Annotated in this window: 21 protein-coding genes and 1 tRNA gene; 6 read left to right on the forward strand and 16 right to left on the reverse strand. The window is 33.7% G+C overall.

The features are described 5' to 3' along the window. Positions 1–50: 50 nt before the first annotated feature. The 3 genes from AC4FQ3_RS09725 (at position 51) to AC4FQ3_RS09735 (ending at position 1,046) form a co-directional block, all read left to right on the forward strand. Positions 51–124, forward strand: a tRNA-Ala gene (locus AC4FQ3_RS09725). A gap of 66 nt (positions 125–190) precedes the next feature. Then, positions 191–439, forward strand: a complete 249-nt coding sequence (locus AC4FQ3_RS09730) for a GIY-YIG nuclease family protein (protein ID WP_073397668.1) — start codon at positions 191–193, stop codon at positions 437–439. Between the two features lie 349 nt (positions 440–788). Further along, positions 789–1,046 (forward strand): hypothetical protein, encoded by a 258-nt coding sequence (locus tag AC4FQ3_RS09735; protein ID WP_131494923.1) that lies wholly within the window; start codon positions 789–791, stop codon positions 1,044–1,046. A 122-nt stretch (positions 1,047–1,168) separates the two neighbouring features. Here the strand turns inward: AC4FQ3_RS09735 and AC4FQ3_RS09740 are convergent, their stop codons facing one another. Genes AC4FQ3_RS09740 through AC4FQ3_RS09750 form a run of 3 tightly spaced genes read right to left on the reverse strand, consistent with a single transcriptional unit; the run spans position 1,169 to position 3,991 of the window. Further along, the gene (locus AC4FQ3_RS09740; RefSeq protein ID WP_491181720.1) at positions 1,169–2,119 is read right to left on the reverse strand and encodes a lipid A deacylase LpxR family protein; all 951 of its coding nucleotides are present in this window, start codon (positions 2,117–2,119) and stop codon (positions 1,169–1,171) included. Then, a complete protein-coding gene (gene mtgA, locus AC4FQ3_RS09745; RefSeq protein ID WP_042565626.1) occupies positions 2,106–2,879 on the reverse strand; it encodes a monofunctional biosynthetic peptidoglycan transglycosylase in 774 nt (257 codons plus the stop codon). The genes AC4FQ3_RS09740 and mtgA overlap by 14 nt, the downstream gene beginning before the upstream one ends. Continuing rightward, a complete protein-coding gene (locus tag AC4FQ3_RS09750; protein WP_491181721.1) occupies positions 2,879–3,991 on the reverse strand; it encodes an NAD(P)/FAD-dependent oxidoreductase in 1,113 nt (370 codons plus the stop codon). Before AC4FQ3_RS09750 ends, mtgA begins: the two co-directional genes overlap by 1 nt. Before the next feature lie 307 nt (positions 3,992–4,298). Here AC4FQ3_RS09750 and AC4FQ3_RS09755 point away from each other — a divergent pair, with 307 nt between their 5' ends. Both AC4FQ3_RS09755 and AC4FQ3_RS09760 read left to right on the forward strand, forming a co-directional pair. After that, positions 4,299–6,200, forward strand: a complete 1,902-nt coding sequence (locus tag AC4FQ3_RS09755) for a S9 family peptidase (RefSeq protein ID WP_491181722.1) — start codon at positions 4,299–4,301, stop codon at positions 6,198–6,200. A 191-nt stretch (positions 6,201–6,391) separates the two neighbouring features. Further along, entirely contained in the window at positions 6,392–8,830 is a 2,439-nt protein-coding gene (locus AC4FQ3_RS09760; RefSeq protein ID WP_491181723.1) for a hybrid sensor histidine kinase/response regulator, read from the forward strand. Here AC4FQ3_RS09760 and AC4FQ3_RS09765 read toward each other — a convergent pair. From AC4FQ3_RS09765 to pdxA, 13 genes are all read right to left on the reverse strand, one after another. Further along, a complete protein-coding gene (locus AC4FQ3_RS09765; protein ID WP_491181724.1) occupies positions 8,827–10,176 on the reverse strand; it encodes a sigma-54-dependent transcriptional regulator in 1,350 nt (449 codons plus the stop codon). The two genes, AC4FQ3_RS09760 and AC4FQ3_RS09765, sit on opposite strands and share 4 nt — an antisense overlap. 128 nt (positions 10,177–10,304) lie before the next feature. Next, on the reverse strand, positions 10,305–10,601 hold the full coding sequence (locus AC4FQ3_RS09770; protein WP_042565569.1) for a PepSY-like domain-containing protein: 297 nt from the start codon (positions 10,599–10,601) through the stop codon (positions 10,305–10,307). Between the two features lie 5 nt (positions 10,602–10,606). Next, a complete protein-coding gene (locus tag AC4FQ3_RS09775; RefSeq protein ID WP_042565568.1) occupies positions 10,607–10,906 on the reverse strand; it encodes a PepSY-like domain-containing protein in 300 nt (99 codons plus the stop codon). A gap of 33 nt (positions 10,907–10,939) precedes the next feature. Next, complete coding sequence (locus AC4FQ3_RS09780) at positions 10,940–11,230, reverse strand: hypothetical protein (RefSeq protein ID WP_042565567.1); 291 nt, start codon at positions 11,228–11,230, stop codon at positions 10,940–10,942. Positions 11,231–11,280: 50 nt separating this feature from the next. Then, a complete protein-coding gene (locus AC4FQ3_RS09785; protein WP_042565566.1) occupies positions 11,281–11,577 on the reverse strand; it encodes a hypothetical protein in 297 nt (98 codons plus the stop codon). A 62-nt stretch (positions 11,578–11,639) separates the two neighbouring features. Beyond that, positions 11,640–11,936 carry a hypothetical protein gene (locus tag AC4FQ3_RS09790; protein ID WP_073397614.1) on the reverse strand — a complete coding sequence of 99 codons (297 nt, stop codon included), beginning with the start codon at positions 11,934–11,936 and terminating at the stop codon, positions 11,640–11,642. Positions 11,937–12,008: 72 nt separating this feature from the next. Beyond that, positions 12,009–12,305, reverse strand: coding sequence for a hypothetical protein (locus tag AC4FQ3_RS09795; RefSeq protein WP_042565565.1), 297 nt, complete (start codon positions 12,303–12,305; stop codon positions 12,009–12,011). 537 nt (positions 12,306–12,842) lie between these two features. Beyond that, positions 12,843–14,192: an acetyl-CoA carboxylase biotin carboxylase subunit gene (gene accC, locus AC4FQ3_RS09800; protein ID WP_042565563.1), complete on the reverse strand. Its 1,350-nt coding sequence runs from the start codon at positions 14,190–14,192 to the stop codon at positions 12,843–12,845. Between the two features lie 110 nt (positions 14,193–14,302). Beyond that, a complete protein-coding gene (gene accB, locus AC4FQ3_RS09805) occupies positions 14,303–14,788 on the reverse strand; it encodes an acetyl-CoA carboxylase biotin carboxyl carrier protein (protein ID WP_042565562.1) in 486 nt (161 codons plus the stop codon). A gap of 23 nt (positions 14,789–14,811) precedes the next feature. Beyond that, positions 14,812–15,810, reverse strand: a complete 999-nt coding sequence (locus tag AC4FQ3_RS09810; RefSeq protein WP_042565561.1) for a beta-ketoacyl-ACP synthase III — start codon at positions 15,808–15,810, stop codon at positions 14,812–14,814. Positions 15,811–15,982: 172 nt separating this feature from the next. Then, positions 15,983–16,177, reverse strand: a complete 195-nt coding sequence (rpmF, locus tag AC4FQ3_RS09815) for a 50S ribosomal protein L32 (protein WP_031455170.1) — start codon at positions 16,175–16,177, stop codon at positions 15,983–15,985. 9 nt (positions 16,178–16,186) lie between these two features. Next, on the reverse strand, positions 16,187–16,729 hold the full coding sequence (locus AC4FQ3_RS09820) for a YceD family protein (protein WP_042565560.1): 543 nt from the start codon (positions 16,727–16,729) through the stop codon (positions 16,187–16,189). Between the two features lie 104 nt (positions 16,730–16,833). Then, positions 16,834–17,883 carry a 4-hydroxythreonine-4-phosphate dehydrogenase PdxA gene (pdxA, locus tag AC4FQ3_RS09825; protein WP_491181725.1) on the reverse strand — a complete coding sequence of 350 codons (1,050 nt, stop codon included), beginning with the start codon at positions 17,881–17,883 and terminating at the stop codon, positions 16,834–16,836. 57 nt (positions 17,884–17,940) lie between these two features. On the opposite strand from pdxA, the gene AC4FQ3_RS09830 reads away from it, so the two are divergent. Next, the gene (locus tag AC4FQ3_RS09830) at positions 17,941–18,531 is read left to right on the forward strand and encodes a riboflavin synthase (RefSeq protein WP_042565558.1); all 591 of its coding nucleotides are present in this window, start codon (positions 17,941–17,943) and stop codon (positions 18,529–18,531) included. Positions 18,532–18,555 lie beyond the last annotated feature (24 nt).

The raw sequence follows: 18,555 nt of genomic DNA on the forward strand, positions 1-18,555 counted from the left end.
TGATCGGGAGGGCAGCCGATTCGATTTTCAAAAGCAAACAAAACAAAAAAGGGGGATTAGCTCATTTGGCTAGAGTACTTGCCTGGCAGGCAAGGGGTGACCGGTTCGAATCCGGTATTCTCCACAAATATTTCACAAAAATACCCAAATAGTTAAAACAACTGTTTGGGTATTTTTATTTATAATAGTTATGTTTTACACTTATATTCTATACTCTAATACAATTAACAAATACTATGTTGGTTCATGTCAAGATATTGAACAGCGTTTACAAGATCATTTGAATAGCAGAAGTAAATACACAAAAGTGGCTAAAGATTGGGAATTAAAATATTTTGAAACTTTCCTTACCCGAAGTGAAGCATGTCAAAGGGAATTAGAAATCAAAAAAATGAAAAGCAGAAAATATATCGAAAACCTAATTAAAACAAAAGGCTAGAGTATCCCGATGCATCGGGAAGATGACCGGTTCTCCCGATGTCTCGGGACGGTATTCTTCACAAAAAAACCGTATTACTTTATTGTGATACGGTTTTTTTTATTTTTTTAGAAGCAGAAGATTTCGTTTTTTTCATCACCTTAAGTTGTTTAGGCTTTATAAGAATCATTTTTTAAATTTGTTTGAAGACTTACGACAAATAAAGATTCCTGACTAACTTAACCTAAGCTATTTTATGAAAATTTCTTTCACACTTTATTGTTCTGATCTAGAAGTATCATTTCATTTTTATCAAAAAGTTTTTAATCTCAAAAACCAAACTTTTACAAACAAGTTCAAAACTTTTTTTGTGCCCATTGAAGACCATATAGAACTAAAAATAAGCATCCTGGAGAAGCCTCTCAATAAAACGAACATCGAAATAAACGAAGTAGATGTCGCCGAATTATATGATACACTCATCAAGAATCAACTTTCTAAAACTAATGAATCAGATCCTATGAAAATGCCATCGGGTACATTCTCCGGTCCATGGGAATTCCCGGGAGGTAGTGCAGTTTTTCTAATTGATCCGGATAATCATTTTATTGTTTTTACGGAATGGTAATTGAACGAATTACAAATCTTTACCATCAGTTTTAAAAACTCTGCAGAGTTCCTTGTGAAGATTTCACCTTTATCAAAATGACAATATGTGAAAAACAAGAATAAAATTTTAGTTTAAAAAACCTACTTCAACAAATACCCCAAACGAATACTCCCGTAAAAAGATCCGTTCATATCATGACTTTCCAATTCTTTCCCATGATAAATAAAAGAGTAAGACATGTTGAAGCTATTATGACGATATTTTAAACCAAATTCAGCATTAAAGCGCCACGGAATCAATTCAAAAGTTACCGGACTTGTATTGCTAAACATGCTCCCTTCGATTGTAGCATCATAAAATTGGTAATTGATACTTGGAATAGCATAAAAGTAAAATTCACGAACATTATATTGCGTTTGCGAACTTACTGAAGCATCGTGCAAATTAGAATCGTAAATTGGGAGTAATTTTTTGAAACCTAGTCGGGTTAAAAAACCTGCGGAAACTCCCGTGAAAATTGTTCCAACATTTGCTTCTGTCTGAAAGTGAAGATCGGCAAATTCATTGGGTTCATTTTTAAGTAATTTCTTCGAATACAAAGCATGCGCCTGAATACCTAATGCATTGTGAACCTGATTTTCCCAACCAAAAACTTCTTTGTATCCAATAGTATGATGAAAAGCTTCCTGCATTTGTCTTCCAAAAGCATTTGGCCCCATGTAACCCAACTGAAAATCGGTTTTTAAAACTGACTCAGATTGGTAAAAAAAACTTCTCCCCGCTTCGGCAAAAAGATAACCGGCAAACGGACGGTTGTTACGGTTACGAGCTTCAATATTAATATACCTCGGATTATAAATATATTGACCAACACGAAACTCAGTTATTTTCTTGTTGATTTTTTTATTTTCATTCTTCGATAAAAATCGGTAAAAAAGCTCCAAACCATTCGTATAATACATGTCATTTTTAGACGATGTATATAAATCATTATCTGTGATAAAACCTATTTCTTTAGTTTTTCCTTGTCCAAAAGTCAACGTAGTTGTTAATATCAGGAATGCAAAAACAATCTTTTTACTTCCCATCATAATTTATTTTTCCTACGGCGCGCATTTCACGAACAATTCTTTCTTTACGTCTGTTTATATAACTGGAAGATCCCGTTGCTTTAAATTTTCTTGGATTTGGTAAAATCGCAGCAATTCCGGCAGCCTGCATTGGTGTTAAACTCGAAGCATCGCGACGATACCAATGTTCTGTTGCCGCATAAGCTCCGTAAACACCATCGCCCATTTCAATACTGTTCAGGTACACTTCCATAATGCGTTCTTTGCCCCAGATAATTTCTATCAAAACGGTAAAATAAGCTTCTAAGCCTTTACGGAAATAACTTTTCCCCTGCCATAAAAATACATTTTTGGCCGTTTGTTGTGAGATCGTACTTCCACCACGAATTCGGCGTCCGCGTTCGTTGCTTTTATATGCTTTTTGAAGTGCCTTGAAATCGAAACCATTGTGTGATAAAAAAGTTCCGTCTTCACTTGCGATAACGGCTTTTTGTAAATTCATCGAAATTTTATCTATTGGTTCCCAATCATGATCAAAATAAACCTCTTTACCACCTAATTTATTTTCTATAGCCCTTATTAACATTAATGGCGTAAAAGGAACGGGTATATATTTAAAAAATATCACGGATCCAATTGAGAGTCCGAAAAACCATAACATCAGTTTAATAAAAAACCATTTTACTTTTTCGCCAAAAGAACGATTTCCCTTTTTCTTAGCTGTTGGTTTTGGTTTACTTGCGGTTGTTGTTTTTTTTGGTGCGGGTTTTTTAACTGCCATTATATTAAATCTGCTAATTCTGTTCCTATTAAACTTCCTATTGCAACGCCCATTCCGCCTAAACGCACTCCACAAAACACGTTTTCAGACAGTTGCGAAACAACAGGTTTTTTACTGTTTCCGATTCCCATAATGCCGCTCCAACGATGTGCAATTTGGAAATCCTGATTTGGTAAAATTACATTTTTAAGTAAATCTTCCAACTTATTTTGTACAATTTTGGTCTCACCAAATTCGGTTGTATTTTCTGCTTCAAAATCGAGGTTTCTTCCTCCGCCAAGTAAAATTCTGTCGCCAATATTTCTGAAATAATAATAACCGCGATCCAAATGAAAAGTTCCTTTTATATCCAGATTTTTAATAGGTTCGGTAATTAAAACCTGCGCTCTGGCTGGCTGTACTTCTCCTTTGGTCAAAGCATTGGCAAAACCATTTGTGGCAAAAAGTATTTTTTGAGATTTAAAACTAAAATCGCCAAGAGCAATTTCAACCTGATTTCCTAAATCGGCATAACCTGTTACAGTTTGTTTATTCAAAATTAGAATATCTGCAGCAACGGCTTGTTTCAGCAATTCCTGCATCATATTTCCGGTATCGATTTGGGCTTCAAACGGATTAAAAATCAAATATTCGTGAATGTTTTCAAATCCAAATCGGTCGACTTCTTTGGCAAAAACATCACTCTTGAAAATGGGTTTTAAAATTTCGTTGATAAATGGCAAACGCATTACAGCTTCATTAAAAACTCTTTCATCTTCTTTTAGAAACAATTCATATCCGCCATGAGGTTTAAAATCTATTGCCGTGTCCCCAAGTCTTTTTCGAAGTAATTGCAAACCCTGCCAGCGTTTCTCTATCAATTGCACAACATCTTCTTCTGAGTGTGTGTTTAAATCTTCTAAAATTTCAGAAAGACTTCCAAAACAGGCAAAACCGGCATTTTTCGTACTCGCGCCTTGTGGTAATGCTCCTTTTTCTAAAACTAGAATTTTAGCTTCCGGAAATCTTTCGCGCAAGCGTAATGCCGCATGCAATCCTACAATTCCGCTTCCAACAATTGTATAATCAACGTTGGTGAACCAATTTTTGAGTTCCCAGTAACTTAAATCCATTTGGCAATTTTTTATAAAAATAATGATTTTTTGTACCAAAAAATAAATTTCAATTTTAAAATTCCAAATTCCAATTATGGGAGTAAAATTCGATTTAAACTTTATTTCTCACTATGTCAGGCTGAGCGTCCCGAGACTTCGGGAGAAGCCCTTTTCATACACTTAAGCCTTCTCCCGAAGTCTCGGGACGCTCAGGGTGACAATAAGGTGTGCAAGATGGTAAGTTTAACATTAAATTGGAATTTGGAATTTAAAAGTTGGAATTTAAAATCCGTACTTTTAGCTCCACAAAAATTAGAATTTTATTATGAAAAAAGTATTATTTACAACCTTAATAATGATGAGTTTAAATGCTATCGGACAGAATGTAATGTCACCGGAATTGTTATGGAAGTTAGGAAGAGTGTCGGCACTTGGGCTTTCGAAAGATGAAAAAAATATTGTTTTTAAGGTTTCAACTCCTTCTGTTGAAGAAAACAAATCGCATTCTAAATTTTACACGATTCCTGTAAATGGTGGAAATGCAACTGAAATTAAAGATACTAAAGAGGTTTTGAAAGACAAAAATATTTCGCCTGACGGAAAATTTTTAGTGTATAATGAAGAGGTGAAAATTGACAAGGTTTTAGGTAAAGATTATTATCCTAACCTAACAAAATCTGACGTTCAGATTTATAATGGTTTAGATTACCGTCATTGGGATACGTGGAATGAAGGAAAATTTAACCACATTTTTTATAAAGAAAATAAAGAAGGCGCAAAAGGTATTGATATTTTAAAAGGTGAAACTTTTGATTCTCCGCAAAAACCTTTTGGCGGTGACGAAGATTATATCTGGTCTCCAGACGGAAAAAGTATTTTGTATGTGTGCAAGAAAAAAGCAGGAACTGAATATGCTGTTTCTACAAACACGAATATTTATGAGTATAATTTAGAAACTCAAAAAACGACTAACAGAACCGAAGATAATCTGGGTTACGATACGGCTCCGCAATTTTCTCCGACAGGAAATTTAACGTGGCTGCAAATGAAACGTGATGGTTACGAGGCTGACAAAAATGATATTATTGTTGAGTTTAAAGGAATCAAAACGAACCTAACGGCAAATTGGGACGGAACTGTAGATAATTTTATCTGGAGCAAAGATGGCAAAAATGTTTATTTTGTTGCTCCTGTTGATGGTACAAAACAACTTTTTGTTGTCAATTTTCCGGGTTTAACAAGAATTGCAATTCAGGTTCGTCAAATTACAAATGGTGATTTTGATGTAAATGATTTAGTTGGATTTTCTGGCGATGATATTATCGTAACAAGAAATGATATGAATCACGCTCCGGAAATTTTCTCTTATAATTTGAAGAAAAATACCTGGAAACAACTTTCAAATGTAAATACCGAAACGTATAAAACATTGGCGTTAGGCAAAACCGAAAGACGTTATGTTGCAACAACTGATGGCAAAAAAATGTTGGTTTGGGTAATTTTACCTCCAAATTTTGATGCTTCAAAAAAATATCCAACTTTATTATTCTGTCAAGGCGGACCACAAAGTGCGTTGACACAATCGTATTCTTTCCGTTGGAATTTCTCTTTAATGGCGGCAAAAGGCTATATTGTTGTAGCACCAAACCGTCGAGGAATGCCAGGTCACGGTGTTGAATGGAACGAACAAATTAGTAAAGATTGGGGCGGACAGGTTATGGATGATTACCTTTCTGCGATTGATGATGTTGCCAAAGAAAATTATGTAGACAAAAGTCGTTTAGGTTGTGTTGGTGCAAGTTATGGCGGATATTCAGTGTTTTATTTAGCCGGAATTCATAACAACCGTTTTAAAACTTTTATAGCTCACGATGGCGTTTTCAATACGGTAAGTATGTTAGGAACTACTGAAGAAGTTTTCTTTAACAATTGGGATTTTGGAGGTGCATATTGGGAAAAAGATAATGCTGTGGCTCAAAAAGCTTACACTACTTTTAATCCGGCAACTTTGGTTCAAAACTGGAATAAACCGATTTTAATTTTTCAGGGAGGAAAAGATTTCCGTGTACCAATTGGGCAAGGACAAGAAGCTTTTCAGGCTGCACAACTTCGCGGAATTAAAAGCAGATTGGTTTATTTTCCAGAAGAAAATCACTGGGTTTTACAGCCACAAAATGCTCAGGTTTGGCAGGGAGAATTTTTTAAATGGCTGAGCGAAACGCTTTAATCTATTAAATAAATAAATTAAGCCATCTATTTTTGCAGATTCAACTTTGTTAGTCGGCAAAAATAGATGGCTTTTTTGTAAATTCATATTACAATTATATAACATATTGATATGATTTTATACTTGAAAATCAGAAAATTTTAAATAAATTGCAATACTTTCAATTTTAAAAATACCAGCAATTACAGCCTATGGAGAGCAAAAGAAGTTACACTGCAATAAAAGTCCTCTTCAGTTATATTGCCTTATTGGGATTAGTTGTTACTGTTGGATGGTTTTTGTATTCAGAGAATGTGGTGTACAATAAACTTGAAGGCAAGATTGCTTTCGAAAAAACAAAAATTCTAAGGGTCAGCAAACTTTTTTCGAATGTTTATAAAACTGAAAGTCTCGCCAGAAAAACAATTCAGACCAATTCAGAAAGTGATTTTAAAAGTTATCTTACTGAAACAGATTCGTTACGATGCAGGATTGATACTTTAAAACAAATTGTTACTACAGAGTATCAAAAAGTTTTATTGGATAGTGTAAATTATTTACTGTCTGAAAAAACAGAAAACATAAGACAATTAAAAACGATAAAAAATAAAGCAGAAGACGAAGTTTCGGTAAATACGGCGATTGACGAGATTACCAAAATGGAGTTTAAACTGCGTAAATTAGAACTTCAGGATTTTACCAAAAATCCAAATGATCTTGGTAATTATCAGCGAAATGTATTGCAGAAATATGTTGATTACCTTAATCAAAATATTCCCGATGACAGCACCAATACGTTGAGCAAACAAGCTTCGGATTCTATTTTGGCCAATTCAAAAAAACTGCTTAGTAATGTAAAACTAAAAGCAGAAAAGAAAAAAGAGTCTTTGAATTTTGAAGAAAACAAACTCTTGAAAAATGAGATTGCAATTTCGGAACAACTTCGAAAAGTGCTTCGAATTATCGAGAGAGAAATCATCATTAACTCTATTAAAAATAATTCACTAAAAGAAAAATCACTAAAAAAGGTCAATGAAATCGTTACGGCTTCGGCTATAATTGGTTTGATTTTAACGCTGTTTTTCTCGGTTTTAATTGTTAGTGATTATTCAAAATCGCAATTGTATAAAAAACAGCTTGAGATTGCGAATTTTAAAACCAAAAATCTGCTAAAAAGCCGCGAACAATTGATTTCGACAGTAAGTCACGATTTAAAAACACCATTAAGTACAATTGTTGGCTACACGGAACTTTTAGGGAATTCTGATGTAAACTCCAAGCAATCCTATTTTGTAAAAAACATTAAAAATTCATCTGAATATATTTCGCAATTGGTTCAGGATTTATTGGATTTCTCTCAAATTGAAGCCGGAAAAATCACAATCGAAAAGGTACCGTTTTACTTACCTGAAATTATTGAAGATGTTGCCAAAAATATTCAGACGGTTTATAAACAAAAAGATATTGAGCTGATTATTAATGTTGATGAAAAGCTGAACACTAAAGTAGTGGGAGATCCTTTCCGCTTAAAACAAATTTTGAGCAACATTATTGGAAATGCTTATAAATTTACTGAAGAAGGTTTTATAAAAATAAGTGCTTTTGCAGATATTGAAGATCCTTTTTTTATTATAACAATTGAAGATTCAGGAATAGGAATTGAAAAAGGAAATCAGAAACTGGTTTTTGAAGAATTTGCTCAGGCGAATGAAAACATCGAAAAGAAATATGGCGGAACTGGCCTGGGTCTGGCAATTTGCCAAAAAATAATATCGATTCTGGGCGGAACTTTAAATCTTGAAAGCACTTTTGGAAAAGGAAGTACTTTTGAAATTAAACTGCCATTATTGTTTGACACCAGTCAGAATGCAATTCCTGAAATTAAAAAACCTGTTTTTCTCAACAATAAAAAATTTACTTTTATTGTTATCGACGACGACATCAATTTATTGAATTTAACGAGCGGCGTTTTAAAACAGGAAAAACATAAAGTTTTATCTTTTGACAGAGCTACAAAAGCATTAGAAGCTGTTTCAAACACGAATTTCGATTTTATTATTACTGATATTCAAATGCCGGAAATGGACGGCTTTACGTTTATTAAAAAATTGAGAAACTATAATTTTTCAACCTATAAAAACCAGCCGATAATTGCACTTACAGGGCGAACCGACCTGGATTTATCAGTTTACACTGAGGCAGGATTTACGACTGTAATTAAAAAGCCATATTCGCCAAAAGTATTACTACAGACTATTCAGCATATTTTAGAAAACAAAGATATTCCAACTACTGAAGTTAATGAAGCTGAGCCAAATTCAACTCAATTCTATTCATTAGAAACTTTAAAAGAATTTTTAGGAAATGACGATGATGCACTAAAAGATGTCATCCTATCATTTGTTGAAAGTACAGATGAAAATATGGTCTTTTTAGAAAAAGCGATATCGCAACAAAATATAGCAGAAATCAATACAATTGCTCACAGGATTGCGCCAATGTTCAGGCAAATTCAGGCAAATGAAATTGGGAATATTCTTAAAAACCTGGAAAGAAAAGATTTAGAAAGTGAAGGTTTAGAAAATATTTTCGAAAGCTTAAAAATCAAGACCGAAACTCTTTTCACATCTTTAAAACAAGAAATTGTTTAATCGATGTTGTATTGCTTCAATTTATTGTAAAGTGTTTTTCTGGTAATTTTAAGCAATTTTGCTGCTTCAGATTTATTATTTTGCGCTTTTGATAAGGCATAAATAATGGCTTCTTTTTCATTTTCAGACAATGAAAAATTACCCGCATTTGAACTTTGTTTCTGGATTTGAAAAAACTCCGCAGGCAAAACATCGCTTTCTATAAAATCACCACGAGATAATAATGTGGCGCGTTTTACACAGTTTTGTAATTCGCGTAAATTTCCGGGCCAGCTGTATTTTTGAAAAATATCGACCACTTCCGGCGAAAATCCGATAATTTCCTTGTTCAGTTGTTGATTGGCTTTCTCTAAAAAATAATCGGCAAAAACCATTAAATCTTCTCCCCTGTCTGTTAATGATGGAGACTGAATTGAAAATTCGTTAATTCTATGGTATAAATCTTCACGGAAATCACCGTTTTTAACGGCTTCTCGTAAATCTTCATTAGTTGCAGTAATGATTCGAATATCAACATTAATTTCTTTATTGCTCCCAACAGGTTTGATTTTACGTTCCTGAAGCGCTCTTAAAAGCTGTATTTGATTTTCGTAGGACAGATTCCCTATTTCATCTAAAAAAAGAGTTCCTCCGTTAGCAGCCTCAAAATAGCCCATTTTATCGCTAATAGCTCCGGTGAAAGATCCTTTCAAATGCCCGAAGAATTCACTTGCGGCTAATTCCTTTGGAATTGCGCCACAATCGACCGCTATGAAATTATTATTTTTTCTATTGCTTTGCTGATGAATGCTTTTGGCAATGATCTCTTTTCCTGTTCCGCTTTCGCCGATGATTAAAACAGACATGTCAGTTGGGCTTACCAATTGAATGTGATCGAGCAATTTTTTTGAAGCAACAGAAATTCCTTTTACAAATTCATTTTCAGAAGAAGTTGTTTGTTTTCTTGGTGCTTTTTTTTCTTTTGAAGGAGTTTCTTCTGTTGCCGTTTCGCTTTGTAGGGCATTTGTAATTACTAATAAAACCTCATCAGGATTAAAAGGTTTTGAGATATAATCGGCAGCACCATTTTTAATGGCTTTTACTGCTGTATTAACATCTGAATATCCCGTCATTAAAATTACAGGAATATTGGGGTAAGAATCCTTAATTTCTTTCATAAGTCCGATACCGTCAGAATCAGGCAAACGAAGATCTGTCAAAATCAAATCGAAAGATTCTTTTTTGATCGCTAATCGTGCTTCTTCTGCTGAGAATGCAATAGTTACTTCATATGCTTTTTTTAATAGAAATCGTTCTAATAATTTGCAAAATGAAATGTCATCTTCTATTAATAATATATTTGGCATCTGTTTTTTGGGACTTTTCTGCTAAAATAATACTATTAAAGTTGTATTTTCATAAAATTTTGCAAAAAAAAAGAGATTGTTTCCCAACAATCTCTTTTTCACCAAAAACATAAATCTAATTCACCTAATTATATTTTTAACCAGTTACCATTGACATCTGAAAAAACAGTAGCCTTTTGGTCTTTTACCGATATTTCTAGTTTGTATTCTTTTTTATCGTTTACATATGCTTTTACCACTTTCGCTCCCGGGTAAGCAGTTTCCAAGGCTGTTTTAACAGCCGTAGGAACCGCATCGGCGCTGATTTCTGTATATTCGGCTTGTATAGCAACTTCACTTTTCACTATTTCAGATTGTAAAGTTGTGGTTGCGTAAATAGATAAGCTTGCTAAAACGATCGCTACTGAAAGGACAATCTTTTTCATGATAATTATTTTTTAATGATGTTTCCTTCAGCATCTGCAAATACAGTATACTTTTGATCTCCTTTTGAGATTTCAAGTTTATATTCTTTCTTTTCGTTAACATATGCTTTTTCAAGTTTTGTTCCCGGAAAAGATTTTTCAACCGTAGACTTTACTGCGGCAGGCACAGCATCAGCACTAACTTCAGTAAATTCATCCTGAATAGTTACTGATTGATTCATTGAATTTGTTATTAACGGAACAGTAGCTGCATTTACAGTTAAACTTCCTAAAACGATTGCTGTGGATAATAGTAACTTTTTCATAGTGATTGTTGTTTGGGTTGATGTTAATTTATATTATTTTTTAAGGATTGTTCCTTTTTCGTCTGTATAAACAATAGACTTAACATCTCTAACGCTAATTTCGATTTTATACTCTTTCTTTGCGTTTACATATGCTTTTTCTAGCTTTACGCCTGGATAAGCATTATCTAAAGATGTTTTAACTGCTGCCGGAACAGCGTCGATTTCTTTATATTCGTCTTGAAAATTTACTGTTTTAATATTTGAATTTAAAACGACAGTATTTCCTGCTTGCATCGACAATGTTCCCAGAACAATTGCCGCTGATAATATTAACTTTTTCATAATAATAGTTTTTTAGTGTAATTTATAACCTAAGTCGTTGGTTAGTCGACTTATTTTTTAATCCAAGATCCGTCTGCATTAGCATAAAGAGAACCTACTTTGTCTCCAACAGTAACATCTAATTTGTACTCAGATTTTGTGTTTTTATATGCTTTTGAAAGTACTGCATCCGGATAAGCTTTTTTCAGAGCTTCTGTTATAGGCGCCGGTACTTCTTCAAGTTTAATTTCAGTATAATCATCCTGAATTGAAATTGTTTTAACGATTGTATTTGAAATTGGAGAAGTTGAAGCAAATGATGTTAAACCTCCCAAAACGATTGCGGCTGATAAAAATAAATTTTTCATAATAATATATTTTAAGTAATAACGTTAATTTTTAGTAATCTGTTGTAAATCAGATATAATTTTTATTTTTTAATCCAAGTTCCATCTGCGTTAGCATAAAGAGAACCTACTTTATCTCCTACGGTAACTTCTAATTTGTATTCAGATTTTGTATTTTTGTATGCTTTTGTAAGTACTGCATCCGGGTATGCTTTTTTAAGTGCATCCGTAACTGCAACTGGTACTTCTACTACTTTAATCTCAGTATAATCATCCTGAATAGTTACTGTTTTTACGATTGTATTTGAAATTGGAGAAGTTGAAGCAAATGATGTTAAACCTCCCAAAACGATTGCGGCTGATAAAAATAGATTTTTCATAATAGTCATATTTTAATATTTGTAATTTTATTTTAGTATTCTTAATTTGAATAAACATAAAAGTCTATTAAATTATTTTTTAATCCATGTTCCGTCTGCATTAGCATAAAGAGAACCAACTTTGTCACCTACTGTAACATCCAATTTATATTCTGATTTTGCATTTTTGTATGCTTTTGAAAGTACTGCATCAGGATAAGCTTTTTTCAAAGCATCTGTAATTGCAGCAGGAACTTCCTCTACTTTAATTTCTGTGTATTCGTCCTGAATAGAAATTGTTTTTACGATTGTATTTGAAATTGGTGAAGTTGAAGCGAATGATGTTAAACTTCCCAAAACGATTGCGGCTGATAAAAATAAATTTTTCATAATGTGTATATATTTAATAGTTAATAGTTGTTTACGCTTTAGATAATGAAATAATTATGCCGTAACAAAATGATAATCGCTTAATCTCTGTAAAAGCCTGTTTTTAAAGGGATTTAGGGAAATGTGCCAAAAATCAATAAATTAAAAAAGTGTGTAATTCAATGATATTGTGTATAAAAAGTATACACAAAATGTGTTTACCATATAAAAAGTAACCCCGACAGGTTTTAAAAACCTGTCGGGGTTGTTATGAAAAATGATTATCAAAACCTATAACCTTTACACAATGCTATAAACATAGCCAACGGTTTCAACCGTTGGAACGCAATAATGATCACCATTATTATTCCCAACGCGTCTCCCGTGGTTGAAATCACGGGCTATAATTAAAATGCGATATAATTGAGGAATTTAGAAACGTCAGATTTTATATGGTAGATTTCATTACACAAAACCCGACAGGTTTTAAAAACTCCCATCGGGTTTGCGACATGATGTAAAACAAAAAAAGGCTGCCAAATCTGACAGCCTTTTTTATTATTCTTCTATGGGTTTCATTTTAAAAGTATCCATAAATGCAGTTGTATAATCCCCTGCAATATATCTCGGATCATCCATTAATTGTCTGTGGAAAGGTATTGTTGTTTTAACACCTTCGATAACAAACTCATCCAAAGCTCTGCGCATTTTGCTGATAGCCTCTTCACGAGATTGTGCCGTAGTAATTAATTTAGCGATCATCGAATCGTAATTTGGCGGAATAGTATAACCAGAATATACGTGAGTATCTAAACGAACTCCGTGACCACCCGGCATATGAAGCGTAGTAATTTTTCCTGGTGAAGGACGAAAATCATTATAAGGATCTTCAGCATTAATACGACATTCGATAGCATGTAATTCCGGTAAGTAGTTTCTACCTGAAATCGGAATTCCGGCAGCCACCATAATTTGCTCACGAATCAAATCATAATCAATAACTTGCTCTGTGATTGGGTGTTCTACCTGGATACGTGTATTCATTTCCATGAAGTAGAAGTTTCTGTGTTTATCAACCAAAAATTCTACAGTTCCTGCACCTTCGTATTTAATGAACTCAGCGGCTTTTACAGCAGCCTCACCCATTGCAGTACGCAATTCATCCGTCATGAATGGTGAAGGAGTTTCTTCAGTTAGTTTTTGGTGACGACGTTGTACTGAACAGTCTCTTTCAGAAAGATGACATGCTTTGCCGTATGAATCTCCAACCACCTGAATTTCGATATGACGTGGTTCTTCAATAAGTTTCTCCATGTACATACCATCATTTCCAAATGCTGCAGCAGCTTCCTGACGTGCACTTTCCCAAGCTTTTAATAACTCTTCTTCTTTCCAGACAGCACGCATTCCTTTTCCACCACCACCAGCAGTTGCTTTAAGCATCACCGGGTAACCAAATTCTTTAGCTAATTTTTGTGTTTGTTCGAAAGATTCTAACAATCCTTCAGAACCTGGTACACATGGAACCCCTGCAGCTTTCATCGTTGCTTTTGCAGAAGCTTTATCTCCCATTCTGTCAATCATTTCAGGAGCGGCACCAATAAATTTGATTCCGTGTTCCTGACAAATTTTTGAGAATTTAGCATTCTCAGAAAGAAATCCATATCCTGGATGTATTGCATCTGCGTTTGTAATTTCGGCAGCGGCAATGATATTTGACATTTTCAAATACGATAAGTTACTTGGAGGAGGACCAATACAAACCGCTTCATCAGCAAACTTAACATGTAGACTTTCTGCATCGGCTGTAGAGTAAACTGCTACAGTTTTGATTCCCATTTCTTTACATGTACGAATTACACGAAGTGCAATTTCTCCTCTATTCGCAATTAATATTTTTTTAAACATCTTACTTTAATTAGATAATTAGACAATTCGATCATTAGATAATTTTAGATGATTAACAAAATTTCTATTGCGAACCAGTCTAAAATCTAAAATCTAAAATCTAAATTTATTTATGATGGATCAACTAAGAATAAAGGTTGGTCAAATTCTACAGGAGACATATCGTCTACAAGAATTTTTACAATTTTACCTGAAACTTCTGATTCGATTTCGTTGAATAATTTCATTGCTTCAATTACACAAAGAACATCACCTTTTGCAATAGTGCTTCCTACTTCAGTGAAAACTGGTTTGTCCGGAGATGGTTTTCTATAAAAAGTACCAATGATTGGTGATTTTATAGTAATATATTTCGAATCTTCAGCTGGAGCAGATACCTCGCTAGTTACATTTACAACAGCTGGAGCTTGTTGAGGAGCAACTGCCTGTGGTAATTGCGCTTGAGCAGGCAATTGTTGTACATAAGTAGTTTCAGTAACGTTTCCTTCCAAAGTTGTTCTAATAGTGATTTTTACATCATCCATTTCCAACTTTACTTCTGCAACTCCCGAATTTGCTACAAATTTGATTAGGTTTTGAATTTCTTTTAAATCCATAATGATTCGTTTTTAGTTTTAATTTATTTTTTATCGTAAGCCCATTTCAAATAGATAGATCCCCAAGTGAATCCTCCACCAAAAGCGGCAAAAATAATATTATCTCCTTTTTTCAATAAGTGTTCAAAATCGTGTAGTACTAATGGCAAAGTAGCTGAAGTTGTATTACCATATCTTTCGATATTCATTAACACTTTAGAATCATCAAGATTCATTCTGCCTGCAGTTGCATCAATAATACGTTTGTTTGCCTGATGAGGCACTAACCAATTTACATCTTCATTAGTCAAATTGTTTCTTTTTACGATCAATTCGCTTGCATCAGCCATATTGGTAACAGCAAATTTAAAAACGGTTTTCCCGTCCTGAATAATATTGTGCTGTCTGTTTTTTACGGTTTCTTCTGTAGTAGGTATTAAAGAACCACCGGCAGGGATTTTAAGATAGTCGCGTCCTTGCCCATCGCTTCGTAGGTATTCATCTTGCAAGCCTAAGCCTTCATAATTTGGTTCGAATAAAACAGCTCCTGCTCCATCTCCAAAAATAATACAAGTTGATCTGTCTGTATAATCTACAATTGATGACATTTTATCGGCACCAATTAATAGTACTTTTTTGTATCGACCTGACTGCACATATGCTGCAGCAGTTGACATTCCGTATAAGAAACTTGAGCATGCGGCTTGCAAATCATATGCAAATGCATTTGTAGCTCCAATTTGTGTAGCAACATAAACTCCTGTAGAGGCTACCGGCATATCTGCTGTAGCTGTTGCCATGATTACCATATCTATCTCTAACGGATCGATATTAGCTTTCGCGATTAAATCTTGTGCTGCTTTTATAGCAAGAAACGATGTTCCTTTATCAGCATCTTTAAGAATTCTTCTTTCTTTAATTCCGGTACGAGTGGTAATCCATTCGTCATTGGTATCTACCATTGTTTCTAATACTTTGTTCGAAAGAACAAAGTCTGGAACATAGCCTCCAACAGCGGTAATTGCGGCTGTGATTGTATTCATTATATTCTATTATTTCCTTCCAAATATTATTATTTGAAAAATTTTTAAAAGACTTGAAAAGTACAAAAAAAAACGAAGCGAATTTGTATCTATTTTCTTAAAAACCGAAAATTATAACCAACAAAAAAAACTCTCACTATGTGAGAGTTCTAGTATAATTTACAAAAACGTATTAAGCAACCGCTTCAGATTTATCGATAACAACTTGCCCTCTGTAATACATTTTACCTTCATGCCAGTAAGCTCTGTGGTATAAATGTGCTTCTCCAGTAATAGGACATGTAGCGATTTGAGCTACAGTAGCTTTATAATGTGTTCTTCTCTTATCTCTTCTTGTTTTCGAGATTTTTCTCTTAGGATGTGCCATTTTACTATATTATTTATCCGTTAATAGTTTCTTTAGTTTGTCCCAACGCGGGTCAATATCTTCTTCTTGTTTACTCTCTTCTTTTTGTTCTTTTACTTTTAATTCATTCAGTTTGGTTAAAGCTTCACTTTGTAAAGTTCCGTCTTTAACTCCAGGATGAACTCGTTTTAGCGGTACCGAAAGCGCAATCATTTCATAAATGTATTGTTCAACATCTATTTCATGCTCACCATGCGGCAGAATTAAAAGCTCTTCGTTATCATTATTGAATTCATCTCCAAAGCGAACAATCAATTTCATTTTCCCTTTTATAGGAAGATCAAAATCTTCGCCTGTTAGATCACAAGGTACATTTACAGTTCCTTTGTGTTTGAATTCCAACTCTAACATGTTGCTTTTCTTATCTAAAACTAAACTCACTTTGATATCCGAACTTTGAAATTCGTCGTAATCAAAGTTCTCAAAGAACGCATTACTTATTTGATACTCAAAATGGTGTTTTCCCAGCTTTAATCCAATAAATGGAATTAAAAATTCTTTTGTTTTGCTCATTTCAACATCAATTTGTCCTCTTCATATCTAAACTAGATATCCGAATTGGGGTGCAAAGATATAAAATTATTGTAAAACTAATAATCTTATTCACCTTTTTTTGTTTATAACTGTTTTTCTTTTATTTTAAGAGGTTTTTCGCTAATCTCCTCATACTGATTACGCGAGCGAAAAATATCAATCGCGAGATAAACTGCTTCCTTAAACGAATTGTAATCTGCCATATCTTTTCCTGCAATATCATAGGCTGTGCCATGATCTGGCGAGGTTCTTACCTTATTTAATCCCGCAGTATAATTAACTCCTTTTCCAAATGACAATGTCTTAAAAGGTATCAATCCCTGATCGTGATATGTTGCCACAATAGCATCATATTTCTCATATTGACCGCTTCCAAAAAAACCATCTGCAGGAAAAGGACCAAAAACCATTGTTCCCGAATCAAATATTTTCTTTAAGGTCGGCTTTAAAACCAAATCATCTTCTTTCCCAATCACTCCGCCATCACCTGCATGGGGATTTAATCCTAAAACAGCAATCTTTGGCTTTACAATACTAAAATCCTGAATTAACGATTTTCTTACTGTTTCGATTTTTCTTGTAATTAATTCTTCTGTTAAATGAGAAGAAACCTCACTTAAAGGAACATGATCTGTCAACAACCCTACTCTAAGATTATCCTGAACCATCATCATCAGGGCATTTCCTTCTAATTCCTGACCTAAATAATCTGTATGTCCCGGAAATTTAAATTCTTCGGACTGAATATTGTATTTGTTGATGGGAGCTGTAACTAAAACATCAATTAAATCTTCTTTTAACGCTTTTGTAGCTGCAACAAATGACTTTATGGCATAGGTTCCTATTTTCTCATCATTTGCCCCTAAATTAATATCAACTCCTTCTTTCCATAAATTATACACATTTACTTTTCCCGGCAAGACCTGATCTAATTTATCTACACCGTGAAATTGAACCGTTGAAGTAAAACTTTTTTTAACAAAAGAAAGAATTTTGGCATTTGCAAAAATAACCGGCGTACACAGTTCTAACATACGAGAATCTTCGAATGTTTTTAATATAACTTCGCTTCCAATACCGTTTAAATCTCCTATTGAAATTCCAACAATTATATTTTCTGCTTTTTTATTCATGAGCTCAGATTATTTATTACTAATTTTGATGTGCAAATTTAGTAAAATAAAACAACAATGTTTACAGGAATTATAGAAACCCTAGGAAGGATTCACGAAATACAAAAAGACCAAAACAATCTTCACATAACAGTCGACTCTTCAATTACACATGAATTGAAAATTGACCAAAGCGTTTCGCACAACGGAATTTGTCTGACGGTCGTTGCCATAAAAGACTCTTTTTATACTGTAACCGCTATAGATGAAACGATTTTAAAAACAAATATTGGAGAATGGCAGGTAAACGATATTGTAAATCTTGAAAGAGGCATGAAACTCGGCGATCGCCTTGACGGACATATTGTTCAGGGCCACGTCGACCAAACAGGAACATGCGTTAAAATTGAAGAAGCAAACGGAAGTTGGAATTATACTTTTGAATACGATAAAAACCTCAACAACATTACGATCGAAAAAGGCTCGATCACTGTAAACGGAGTTAGTTTAACAGTTGTAAATTCTAAAACCAACGAATTTAGTGTTTCGATTATACCTTATACTTTTGAAAATACAAATTTCAAAAACTTTAAGGTTGGGACAAAAATAAATCTGGAATTCGACGTCGTAGGAAAATATATTTCAAGGCTTTACGCGATAAACAAATAAAATTTCAAATGTGTCATAAAAATA

It is taken from the genome of Flavobacterium sp. AK-345, assembly GCF_058310175.1.

What these genes read in the sequence shown, in the direction of transcription:
- AC4FQ3_RS09830 (WP_042565558.1), top strand. Translation starts at nt 17,941, where the DNA reads ATGTTTACAGGAATTATAGAAACCCTAGGAAGGATTCACGAAATACAA.
- AC4FQ3_RS09750 (WP_491181721.1), bottom strand. Translation starts at nt 3,991, where the DNA reads ATGGATTTAAGTTACTGGGAACTCAAAAATTGGTTCACCAACGTTGAT.
- AC4FQ3_RS09780 (WP_042565567.1), bottom strand. Translation starts at nt 11,230, where the DNA reads ATGAAAAAGTTAATATTATCAGCGGCAATTGTTCTGGGAACATTGTCG.
- pdxA (WP_491181725.1), bottom strand. Translation starts at nt 17,883, where the DNA reads ATGAATAAAAAAGCAGAAAATATAATTGTTGGAATTTCAATAGGAGAT.
- AC4FQ3_RS09785 (WP_042565566.1), bottom strand. Translation starts at nt 11,577, where the DNA reads ATGAAAAATTTATTTTTATCAGCCGCAATCGTTTTGGGAGGTTTAACA.
- AC4FQ3_RS09795 (WP_042565565.1), bottom strand. Translation starts at nt 12,305, where the DNA reads ATGAAAAATTTATTTTTATCAGCCGCAATCGTTTTGGGAAGTTTAACA.
- mtgA (WP_042565626.1), bottom strand. Translation starts at nt 2,879, where the DNA reads ATGGCAGTTAAAAAACCCGCACCAAAAAAAACAACAACCGCAAGTAAA.
- AC4FQ3_RS09790 (WP_073397614.1), bottom strand. Translation starts at nt 11,936, where the DNA reads ATGAAAAATCTATTTTTATCAGCCGCAATCGTTTTGGGAGGTTTAACA.
- AC4FQ3_RS09765 (WP_491181724.1), bottom strand. Translation starts at nt 10,176, where the DNA reads ATGCCAAATATATTATTAATAGAAGATGACATTTCATTTTGCAAATTA.
- AC4FQ3_RS09740 (WP_491181720.1), bottom strand. Translation starts at nt 2,119, where the DNA reads ATGATGGGAAGTAAAAAGATTGTTTTTGCATTCCTGATATTAACAACT.
- AC4FQ3_RS09820 (WP_042565560.1), bottom strand. Translation starts at nt 16,729, where the DNA reads ATGAGCAAAACAAAAGAATTTTTAATTCCATTTATTGGATTAAAGCTG.
- AC4FQ3_RS09770 (WP_042565569.1), bottom strand. Translation starts at nt 10,601, where the DNA reads ATGAAAAAGATTGTCCTTTCAGTAGCGATCGTTTTAGCAAGCTTATCT.
- accB (WP_042565562.1), bottom strand. Translation starts at nt 14,788, where the DNA reads ATGGATTTAAAAGAAATTCAAAACCTAATCAAATTTGTAGCAAATTCG.
- accC (WP_042565563.1), bottom strand. Translation starts at nt 14,192, where the DNA reads ATGTTTAAAAAAATATTAATTGCGAATAGAGGAGAAATTGCACTTCGT.
- AC4FQ3_RS09775 (WP_042565568.1), bottom strand. Translation starts at nt 10,906, where the DNA reads ATGAAAAAGTTACTATTATCCACAGCAATCGTTTTAGGAAGTTTAACT.
- AC4FQ3_RS09760 (WP_491181723.1), top strand. Translation starts at nt 6,392, where the DNA reads ATGGAGAGCAAAAGAAGTTACACTGCAATAAAAGTCCTCTTCAGTTAT.
- rpmF (WP_031455170.1), bottom strand. Translation starts at nt 16,177, where the DNA reads ATGGCACATCCTAAGAGAAAAATCTCGAAAACAAGAAGAGATAAGAGA.
- AC4FQ3_RS09810 (WP_042565561.1), bottom strand. Translation starts at nt 15,810, where the DNA reads ATGAATACAATCACAGCCGCAATTACCGCTGTTGGAGGCTATGTTCCA.
- AC4FQ3_RS09755 (WP_491181722.1), top strand. Translation starts at nt 4,299, where the DNA reads ATGAAAAAAGTATTATTTACAACCTTAATAATGATGAGTTTAAATGCT.
- AC4FQ3_RS09730 (WP_073397668.1), top strand. Translation starts at nt 191, where the DNA reads ATGTTTTACACTTATATTCTATACTCTAATACAATTAACAAATACTAT.